The sequence below is a fragment of the Spirillospora sp. NPDC000708 genome (assembly GCF_040299565.1).
Classification (GTDB): domain Bacteria; phylum Actinomycetota; class Actinomycetes; order Streptosporangiales; family Streptosporangiaceae; genus Spirillospora.
Genome location: NZ_JBEPCJ010000172.1, coordinates 1 through 9,789 on the forward strand (window position 1 = coordinate 1; position 9,789 = coordinate 9,789).

7 protein-coding genes are annotated in these 9,789 nt (G+C 71.7%); 4 read left to right on the forward strand and 3 right to left on the reverse strand.

Annotation, left to right across the window (positions count from 1 at the left end):
- Nucleotides 1–113: 113 nt before the first annotated feature.
- On the forward strand, nucleotides 114–638 hold the full coding sequence (locus tag ABT299_RS51335; protein ID WP_173100828.1) for an adenine phosphoribosyltransferase: 525 nt from the start codon (nucleotides 114–116) through the stop codon (nucleotides 636–638).
- Nucleotides 639–1,403: 765 nt separating this feature from the next.
- Nucleotides 1,404–3,578, forward strand: coding sequence for a RelA/SpoT family protein (locus ABT299_RS51340; protein WP_208270940.1), 2,175 nt, complete (start codon nucleotides 1,404–1,406; stop codon nucleotides 3,576–3,578).
- 63 nt (nucleotides 3,579–3,641) lie between these two features.
- Here the strand turns inward: ABT299_RS51340 and aspS are convergent, their stop codons facing one another.
- The 3 genes from aspS to ABT299_RS51355 are packed head-to-tail and all read right to left on the reverse strand — an operon-like array spanning nucleotide 3,642 to nucleotide 7,402.
- Nucleotides 3,642–5,402 carry an aspartate--tRNA ligase gene (aspS, locus tag ABT299_RS51345; protein ID WP_190856556.1) on the reverse strand — a complete coding sequence of 587 codons (1,761 nt, stop codon included), beginning with the start codon at nucleotides 5,400–5,402 and terminating at the stop codon, nucleotides 3,642–3,644.
- Nucleotides 5,399–6,694: a histidine--tRNA ligase gene (gene hisS, locus ABT299_RS51350; RefSeq protein ID WP_500255325.1), complete on the reverse strand. Its 1,296-nt coding sequence runs from the start codon at nucleotides 6,692–6,694 to the stop codon at nucleotides 5,399–5,401. Before hisS ends, aspS begins: the two co-directional genes overlap by 4 nt.
- A 12-nt stretch (nucleotides 6,695–6,706) precedes the next feature.
- Nucleotides 6,707–7,402: an MBL fold metallo-hydrolase gene (locus tag ABT299_RS51355; protein WP_500255326.1), complete on the reverse strand. Its 696-nt coding sequence runs from the start codon at nucleotides 7,400–7,402 to the stop codon at nucleotides 6,707–6,709.
- Between the two features lie 238 nt (nucleotides 7,403–7,640).
- Here ABT299_RS51355 and ABT299_RS51360 point away from each other — a divergent pair, with 238 nt between their 5' ends.
- Together ABT299_RS51360 and ABT299_RS51365 are read left to right on the forward strand one after the other, a co-directional pair.
- Nucleotides 7,641–8,393, forward strand: a complete 753-nt coding sequence (locus ABT299_RS51360) for a peptidylprolyl isomerase (RefSeq protein WP_190856559.1) — start codon at nucleotides 7,641–7,643, stop codon at nucleotides 8,391–8,393.
- 72 nt (nucleotides 8,394–8,465) lie between these two features.
- On the forward strand, nucleotides 8,466–9,701 hold the full coding sequence (locus ABT299_RS51365) for a DUF349 domain-containing protein (RefSeq protein ID WP_500255327.1): 1,236 nt from the start codon (nucleotides 8,466–8,468) through the stop codon (nucleotides 9,699–9,701).
- Nucleotides 9,702–9,789: the final 88 nt, after the last annotated feature.

Here is a 9,789-nt window from a genome sequence, read left to right on the forward strand (position 1 = left end):
GCCGCTCGCCCCTGCGGCGCGGGCCCCGCGCCGCACCCCCCCGGTGGTGACGGGCGCGGGCACGGCGCGGTCATGAGCGGGATCACGTGGGATTCGTCACAGGGAGTGAAACGGTGGACCTCGGCAAGCTGATCCAGGAGCGGATCCGCGACGTGGACGACTATCCGAAGCCGGGCGTGGTGTTCAAGGACATCACCCCGCTGCTGGCCGACCACGTCGCGTTCGCCGGGGTCGTCGACACGATCGTCAACCACCACGGCCGCGGCACCGTCGACAAGATCGTCGGAATCGAGGCGCGCGGGTTCATCCTCGCCGCGCCGGTCGCCTACCACTTCGGCGCCGGCTTCGTCCCGGTGCGCAAAAAGGGGAAGCTGCCGTCGCGGACGCACGAGGAGACCTATGATCTCGAGTACGGGACGGAGACGATCGAGATCCACGTCGACGCCTTCGAGCCCGGTGACCGGGTGCTGATCGTCGACGACGTGCTGGCCACCGGCGGGACGGCCCGGGCCGCCGCCGAGCTGGTCCGCCGCGGCGGCGGGGAGGTCGTCGGCCTGTCGGTGCTGCTGGAGCTGTCGTTCCTGCACGGACGCGACAAGCTGGGGAATCTGGACGTCCACTCATTGGTTACGGTCTAGGACGAAATGCCCGGCGGATACACTGGCCACCAGGATCCGCCGGAGACGGGTGCGTCCCGCCGGCGCGGAGGCGGCGCCCGCGAGGGCTGAGGAGGCTGGGTGCGCGGTGAGGTGGTATCGACCGGAGCGGTGACCGACGCCGCCGTGGACGCCGCGGACGAGGCCCGCCGGGAGCGGGACGCCGCGGAGCCCGCAGAGCGGACCGGTGCGCCCGCCGCCGGCCTGCGGCGCGCCCCCGACGAGCCCGCCGCCCGCCCGCCCGCCGACGGCCAGGAATCCGCCAACGGCCCGGAGCCCTCCACCGCCCAGGAGCCCTCTGCCGGCCAGACGCCCTCCACCGGGCAGGAGCCTTCCGACACCGGATCGCCGCCCGCCGACACGTCCGCCTCCGGGACCTCCGACGCCGGGACCTCCGACGCCGGCTCGCCGCCCGCCGACGAGTCCGCCGCGCGGCCGTCCGGGTCGTCCGGGTCGAAACCGTCCGCACCGAAACAGGCGGCGACGAGACCGTCCGCCGCGAAACCGTCATCGCCGCGAACGACCGCGGACAAGCCGCGGGCCACGGCGTCCCCCGCCGAGGGAGCCGCCGACGCGGCGGCCGCGGCGGCCCGCCCCGTCCAAGGGCCGGCGACGCCGCCGGCGCCCGCCGCTCCGGGAGCCACGCCCTCCGATGTCCAGTCCAGGCCGACGCCGGCCGCGATCCCACCGTCCGCCGCCCGGGTGCGCCGCAGGCTCGCCAGGCTGGGCGCCCAGCGGGGGCCCGCTATGAACCCGGTACTCGAACCGCTCATCAAGACCGTCCGCAACACCCACCCCAAAGCGGACCTGCGGATGATCGAGCGCGCCTACGACGTCGCCGCGCACTACCACCGCGACCAGAAGCGCAAGAGCGGCGACCCGTACATCACCCACCCGCTCGCCGTCGCGACCATCCTCGCCGAGCTCGGCATGAACACCGAGACGCTGTGCGCCGCGCTGTTGCACGACACCGTCGAGGACACCGAGTACACCCTCGACGAGCTGCGCACCGACTTCGGCGACGAGATCGCCGCGCTGGTCGACGGCGTCACCAAGCTCGACAAGGTCAAGTACGGCGAGGCCGCCGAGGCCGAGACCGTCCGCAAGATGGTCGTCGCGATGTCCCGCGACATCCGCGTCCTGGTGATCAAGCTCGGCGACCGGCTGCACAACATGCGGACGCTGCGCTACATGCCGCGGCACAAGCAGGAGAAGAAGGCCCGCGAGACCCTCGAGGTGTTCGCGCCCCTCGCGCACCGCCTCGGGATGAACACGCTGAAGTGGGAGCTGGAGGACCTCGCGTTCGCCACGATGTACCCCAAGCGGTTCGACGAGATCGCCCGGCTGGTGTCCGAGCGCGCCCCGCGCCGCGACGTCTACCTGCAGGAAGTGATCGAGAACGTCTCCACGGACCTGCGCGAGGCCCGGATCAAGGCCACCGTGACCGGCCGGCCGAAGCACTACTACTCGATCTACCAGAAGATGATCGCCCGCGACGTCAGCTTCGACGACATCTACGACCTGGTCGGCATCCGGGTCCTCGTCGACAGCGTCCGCGACTGCTACGCCGCCCTCGGCTCGATCCACGCGCGATGGAACCCGGTCCCCGGCCGGTTCAAGGACTACATCGCGATGCCGAAGTTCAACATGTACCAGTCGCTGCACACCACGGTCATCGGCCCCGAGGGCAAGCCCGTGGAGCTGCAGATCCGCACGTGGGGCATGCACCGGCGCGCGGAGTACGGCGTCGCCGCGCACTGGAAGTACAAGGAGGAGACGGTCGGCGGCCGCAAGGCCGGCGACATGCAGTGGCTCCGCCAGCTCCTCGACTGGCAGAAGGAGACCGCCGACCCGGCCGAGTTCCTGGAGTCGCTCCGCTTCGACCTGTCGGTCTCCGAGGTGTTCGTGTTTACCCCGAAGGGCGACGTCATCGCGCTGCCGCAGGGCGCGACCCCCGTCGACTTCGCGTACGCGATCCACACCGAGGTGGGGCACCGATGTATCGGCGCCCGCGTCAACGGCCGCCTCGTCCCCCTCGAATCCACCCTCGACAACGGCGACACCGTCGAGGTCTTCACCTCCAAGTCGCCGGACGCCGGCCCGAGCCGCGACTGGCTCGGCTTCGTCAAGAGCGCCCGCGCCCGCAACAAGATCAAGCACTGGTTCTCCAAGGAGCGCCGCGACACCGCGATCGAGTCCGGCAAGGACTCCATCGCCCGCGCGATGCGCAAGCAGAACATGCCGCTGCAGCGGATGATGTCCGGTGAGGCGCTGCTCGCCCTCGCCCGCGACATGCGCTACACGGACGTGTCGTCGCTGTACGCGGCGGTCGGCGAGGGCCACGTGTCCGCGCAGACCGTCGTCCAGCGCCTCGTCGACGCCCTCGGCGGCGTGGAGAGCGCCGAGGAGGACCTCGCCGAGATCGCGCTCCCGACCCGCCGCAAGCGGGGCCGTCCCGCGGGCGACCCCGGCGTCGTCGTCGCCGACGACCCCGACGTGTGGGTCCGGCTGTCGCGCTGCTGCACCCCCGTCCCCGGCGACGACATCGTCGGCTTCGTCACCCGCGGCCACGGCGTCTCCGTCCACCGGGCCGACTGCGCCAACGTCGCCAGCCTCAAGTCCCAGCCCGACCGGCTGATCGACGTCAAGTGGTCCCCGGGCGAGGACTCGGTCTTCCTCGTCGCGATCCAGGTCGAGGCCCTCGACCGCCCGCGCCTGCTGTCGGACGTGACGCGCGTCCTGTCCGACCAGCACGTCAACATCCTGTCGGCGTCGGTCACCACCACCCGCGACCGCGTCGCCGTCTCCCGCTTCACCTTCGAGATGGGCGACCCGAAGCACCTCGGCCACGTCCTCAAGGCCGTCCGCTCCATCGACGGCGTCTACGACGTCTACCGCGTCACGAGCGGCGCCACCCGCTGAGAGACCCGAAAGGGGCGGTCACCGCGGAAGCGCGGTGGCCGCCCCTTCGGGGTCCTGTCCCGGTCAGCCCTCGGCGGGGGCGTCCTCCGGGATGACGTCGATGCCGGCCTCCTTGCGCTGCGCCGGCGTGATCGTCGTCGGCGCGGCGGTCAGCGGGTCGAGGCCCGACGCGGCCTTCGGGAAGGCGATCACGTCGCGGATGGTGTCCTGGCCGGCCAGCAGCATGACGGTGCGGTCCCAGCCGAACGCGATGCCGCCGTGCGGGGGCGGGCCGAACTTGAACGCCTCCAGCAGGAAGCCGAACTGCGACTCGGCCTCCTCCTTCGACAGCCCGAGCACGTCGAACACGCGCTGCTGCATCTCGGCGCGGTGGATACGGATGGAGCCTCCGCCGATCTCGTTGCCGTTCAGGACGAGGTCGTAGGCGTCGGCGAGCGCGGAGCCCGGGTCCTCGTGGAAGGTGTCGGCGAACTGCGGCTTCGGCGCGGTGAACGGGTGGTGCACCGACGTCCAGCCGATCTGCTCGCCCTTGTCGTTCTCGACCGGCTCGAAGATCGGCGCGTCGACGACCCAGACGAAGTTCCACGCCGACTCGTCGATCAGGCCGCGGCGGCGGCCGATCTCCAGCCGGGCCGCGCCGAGCAGCTCCTGCGTGGCGTGCCGCTTGCCCGCGCCGAAGAAGATCGCGTCACCGGGGGACGCGCCGGTCTTCGCGGCGAGCCCCTCCTTCTCGGTGTCGGACAGGTTCTTCGCGACGGGCCCGCCGAGCGTGCCGTCCTCCTGGACGAGGACGTACGCGAGGCCGCGGGCGCCGCGGGCCTTCGCCCAGTCCTGCCAGCCGTCCAGCTCCTTGCGGGTCTGGGACCCGCCGCCCGGCATCACGACCGCGCCGACGTACGGGGCCTGGAACACGCGGAACGACGTGCCGGCGAAGTACTCGGTCATGTCGGTCAGCTCGTTGCCGAACCGCAGGTCGGGCTTGTCGGAGCCGTAGCGGGCCATCGCGTCGGCATAGGTGATGTGGGGGATCGGCCGGGGGATCTCGTACCCGGCGATGTCCTTCCACAGCCGCGCGATGAGGTCCTCGCCGACCTTCAGGACGTCGTCCTGCTCGACGAACGACATCTCGATGTCGATCTGGGTGAACTCCGGCTGCCGGTCGGCGCGGAAGTCCTCGTCGCGGTAGCAGCGGGCGATCTGGTAGTAGCGCTCCAGGCCGCCGACCATGAGCAGCTGCTTGAACAGCTGCGGTGACTGCGGCAGCGCGTACCAGTGGCCGGGCTTGAGCCGGACGGGGACGAGGAAGTCGCGGGCGCCCTCGGGGGTGGAGCGGGTCAGCGTCGGCGTCTCGACGTTGACGAAGCCGTGCTCGCGCATGACCTCGTGGGTGAGGAAGGACGCCTCGGAGCGGATCCGCATCGCCTGCGCGACGGCGTCGCGGCGCAGGTCGAGGTACCGGTACTTGAGCCGGATCTCCTCGTTGACGTTGACGTCGCCCTCGATCGGGAACGGCAGCGGCGCCGACTCCGACAGCACCTCGATGTCGGTGGCGGCGACCTCGATGTCGCCGGTCGGCAGCTCGGGGTTCTCGTTGCCGGCGGGCCGGACCCGGACCTCGCCGACGACCTTCACGCAGAACTCCGAGCGCAGGTCGTGCGCCGCCTCGTCCTCGCGGAAGACGACCTGCGCGGTGCCGGAGGCGTCGCGCAGGTCGATGAACGTGACGCCGCCGTGGTCGCGGCGGCGGCCGACCCAGCCGGCCAGCGTGACCTGCTGCCCGGCGTGCTCCTTGCGGAGCGTGCCCGCCTCGTGGGTGCGGATCATTTCTGAAGCCTTTCCTTCAACGTCGTGGTGAGGTCGGTGAGCGGGACGGCGTTCTGCTCGCCCTCGGCCAGATCCTTGACCTGGGCGACGCCGCCGGTGATATCTCGCTCACCGAGGATCACGGCGTACCGGGCGCCCGACCGGTCGGCGTCCTTCATGGCGCCCTTCAGCTTCTTGCCGCCGAACGACATGTCGGCGGCGATCCCCGCCCGCCGCAGCTCGGCGACCAGGGCGAACAGCCGGCGCTCGGCGGTGTCGCCGAGCGCGACCCCGAACACCTCGCAGCGCGGCTTGGGCGCGAACGCGGCGCCCTCGCCCTCCGCCGACCCGTCCTTCTCCGCCTCGGCCTCCAGCGCGAGGATCGTGCGGTCGAGGCCGAGGCCGAACCCGATGCCGGGCAGCGGCGGTCCGCCGATGTCCTCCGACAGGCCGTCGTAGCGTCCGCCGCCGCCGATGCCGGACTGCGCGCCGAGCAGCGGGTGGTCGAACTCGTAGGTGGTGCGGGTGTAGTAGTCCAGGCCGCGGACGAGGGTGGGGGTGTCCTCCCAGGCGATGCCGAGATCGGCCAGCAGCTCCCGGACCCGGTCGTGGTACGCTTTGCAGTCCGGGCACAGGTGGTCGGCCATCAGCGGCGCGCCCACGAGCTGCGCCTTCACCTGCGGGCGCTTGTCGTCCAGGACGCGCAGCGGGTTGATCTCGACGCGGGCGCGGGTGTCCTCGTCCAGGTCGAGCCCGCGCAGGAAGTCCTGCAGCAGGGCCCGGTAGGCGGGACGGCACTCCTTGCAGCCCAGCGAGTTCAGCAGCAGCCGCACCTGCGTGAGGCCGAGCGAGCGGTACCAGTTCGCGGCGATCGCGATGGTCTCCGCGTCGATCTGCGGGTCCTCGCTGCCGATCGCCTCCAGGTCGAGCTGGTAGAACTGCCGGTACCGGCCCTGCTGCGGGCGCTCGGCGCGGAACGCGGGCCCGCTCGTCCACACCTTCACCGGCAGCGCGCCCTTGTGCAGGTTGTTCTCCAGGACGGCCCGCAGCACCGTCGCGGTGAACTCCGGCCGCAGCGTCAGCGACCGGCCGCCCCGGTCCTCGAAGGTGTACATCTCCTTGGACACCACGTCGGTGGACTCCCCGACGCCCCGCCGGAACAGGTTGGTGTCCTCGAAGACGGCCAGCTCCAGGTAGCCGTAACCGGCCAGCCGCGCCTGCTCGGCGAACGCCTCGCGGATGGCGTAGAAGAGGTCCGCGCGCGGCGGAACGTACTCACTGACCCCCTTCGGGGCCCGGAAACTCGAACTCATGGTCTTTTCGGCTCAGAATCCCTTGTTGGGCCCGCCGGCGGGCTTCAGCTCCGCCAGGAACGGGTTGGTCGCGCGCTCGCGGCCGATTGTGGTCTGCGTGCCGTGCCCGGGCAGGACCGCCGTCTCGTCCGGCATGGACAGGCACACCCGGGACAGGCTCGCGAGGATGTCCTCGTAGGAGCCGCCGGGCAGGTCGGTGCGGCCGATCGACCCGGCGAACAGCAGGTCGCCGGTGAACATCACGTCCGGCAGCTCCTGCGTCCTCGGCGTCCGGAAGGTCACCGACCCGGGCGTGTGGCCGGGCGCGTGGTCGACGGTGAAGCTCAGCCCCGCCAGCTCCAGCACCGCGCCGTCCGCCAGCTCCTTCACGTCGTCCGGCTCGGTCAGCTCCAGGCCCCCGAACAGCTGCTGGCCGGGGCCCAGGGACAGCCCCTTGGCCGGGTCGGTGAGCAGGTCGCGGTCGTCCGGATGGATGTAGGCCGGGACGTCCTTGGCGCCGCACACCGGAGCCACCGACCACACGTGGTCGATATGGCCGTGCGTCAGCAGCACCGCGACCGGCTTCAGCCGGTGCTCGCGCAGGATCTCCTCGATCCCGGCCTCGGCGTCCTGGCCAGGATCGACGATGACGCACTCCTCGCCCGCGGCGGGCGCCACGACATAGCAGTTCGCGGCGAACGATCCAGCGGGGAACCCGGCGACGAGCACGGTCGTCCTTCCTTAGAACCATCTCGGGTGGGCTTGTCCGAGCGTACCGGCGCGGCCACGGCCATCGCGAACGAGATAGGCCGATCGCCGTGTCGCGGCACCGTCCCCGGCGGGGGCGGCGGAGCGGCACGGGCCGCCGCGGCTTCCTCCACGTTCGTTCAGGCTGGAGTCCGTCGGGGGCGCGGGTGCCGCTACTATGCGCTGCACGTTCACCTGATCACAGCGGAAGGGCAGGCACGTGGCGGGGAAGGACCGCAAGAAGCAGCTCGCTCGGCAGCGCTACGAGCGGCAGCAGCAGGCGCTGGCGGAAGCGGCCGCCAAGGCCCGCCGCGTCAAGATCATCAGCTCCGCGGTGGCGGTGGCGGTCGTCGTGGTGGGCGGCGCGGCGGTCGTCGTGTACACCGGCAAGGACGACAAGTCCAAGGCCGACGGCCTCCACTGCTCCTACAACGCCGCGGGCCAGCCCGCCGGCAAGGTCAAGGACCTCGGCACGCCGCCGAAGAAGCCCGCCTACAAGGGCACCGTCCAGGCCACGGTGAAGACGAACCAGGGCGACGTCGTGATGGCCCTGGACGCCAAGGCCGCGCCGTGCACCGTGGGGTCGTTCGTCCACCTCGCCCAGAAGGGCTTCTACGACGACACCCCGTGCCACCGGCTGACCAGTGGCGGCCTGAACGTCCTGCAGTGCGGCGACCCGTCCGGCAAGGGCACCGGCGGCCCCGGCTACGAGTACGCCAACGAGAACACGGCGAACGCCAAGTACACGGCCGGGACGCTCGCCATGGCGAACTCGGGCCCGGACACCAACGGCAGCCAGTTCTTCCTGGTCTACAAGGACTCGCAGCTCCAGCCCGACTACTCGGTGTTCGGCAAGATCACCAAGGGGCTGGACGTCCTGCAGAAGATCGCCAAGGCGGGCTCCGACCCCGCGGGCGACGGCGCGCCCAAGAAGAAGGTCACGATCCAGGACGTCACGATCGCCCCGGTTTAGGCGATCGGGATACTAAGGTGTGAGGGTCCGGAGGCCGTGAGCCCGATCGGACCTGCGATTCAGGAGGCAAGGGTGTCCAGCGCGACCGATCCCTGGGGCCGGGTGGACGAGGACGGCACCGTCTACGTCAGGACCTCCGACGGCGAACGCGTCGTCGGGTCCTGGCAGGCCGGCGCGCCCGAAGAGGCCCTGGCCTATTTCAAGCGCAAGTACGACGCGCTCGCCACCGAGATCGGCCTGCTCGAACAGCGCGTCCGCACCACCGACCTGCAGCCCGCGCAGGCCCAGCACAGCATCGCCCGGCTGCGCGAGGCCGTCGGCGAGGCGCACGCCGTCGGCGACCTCGACGCGCTCGCCCGCCGGCTCGACGGCCTGACCGAGCAGGTCGGCCGCCGCCGCGAGGAGGTCAAGGCCCAGCGCGAGCAGCACCGGCACGAGGCCCGCGAGATCAAGGAGCGGATCGTCGCCGAGGCCGAGCGGATCGCCGCCGAGGAGACGCACTGGAAGAACGGCGGCGAGCGGCTCCGCCAGCTCGTCGAGGAGTGGAAGGCCGCCGACCGCATCGACCGGCCCACCGAGACCGCGCTGTGGAAGCGGCTCTCCTCGGCCCGCAACGCCTTCACCAAGCGCCGCAAGGTCTACTTCGCGACCCTCGACGACCAGCGCGAGGAGGCCCGCCGAGAGAAGGAGCGCCTCGTCGCCGAGGCCGAGGCGATACAGGACTCGACCGACTGGGGCGAGACCGCCGCCGCCTACCGCGACCTCATGCGCCGCTGGAAGCTCGCCGGCCGCGCCTCCCGCGACGTCGAAGAGGACCTGTGGGCCCGCTTCAAGGGCGCCCAGGACACCTTCTTCCAGGCCCGCAGCGCCGCGTTCGCCGAACGCGACGCCGAGTTCCGCGGCAACGCCGAGGAGAAGGAGAAGATCCTCGCCGAGGCCGAGCGGCTGCTGCCCGTCCGGGACGTCCGGCAGGCCCGGCAGGCGCTGCGCGCGATCCAGGAGCGCTGGGAGGCCGCCGGCATGGTGCCCCGCGACCAGCGCGACCGCCTCGAAGGCCGGCTCCGCAAGATCGAGGAGGCCGTCCGGACCGCCGAGGAATCGGAGTGGCGCCGCACCAACCCCGAGGCCCGCGCCCGCGCCGAGGCCACCGTCAACCAGCTGCGCAGCTCCATCGACCAGCTGGAGAAGCGCCTGGACAAGGCCCGCGCCGCCGGCCGCGACAAGGACGTCAAGGACGCCGAGGAGGCGCTCGGCGCCCGCCGCGCCTGGCTCGAGGAGGCCGAGCGCACGCTCGCCGAGTTCTCTTGATCTCCCAGGGGGGCGACCCCCTGGAACCCCCGTCACGGTTGAGGGGGGGTTTGCCGCGGCGCGAGCGCTGCGGGCGGAACAGCCCCTC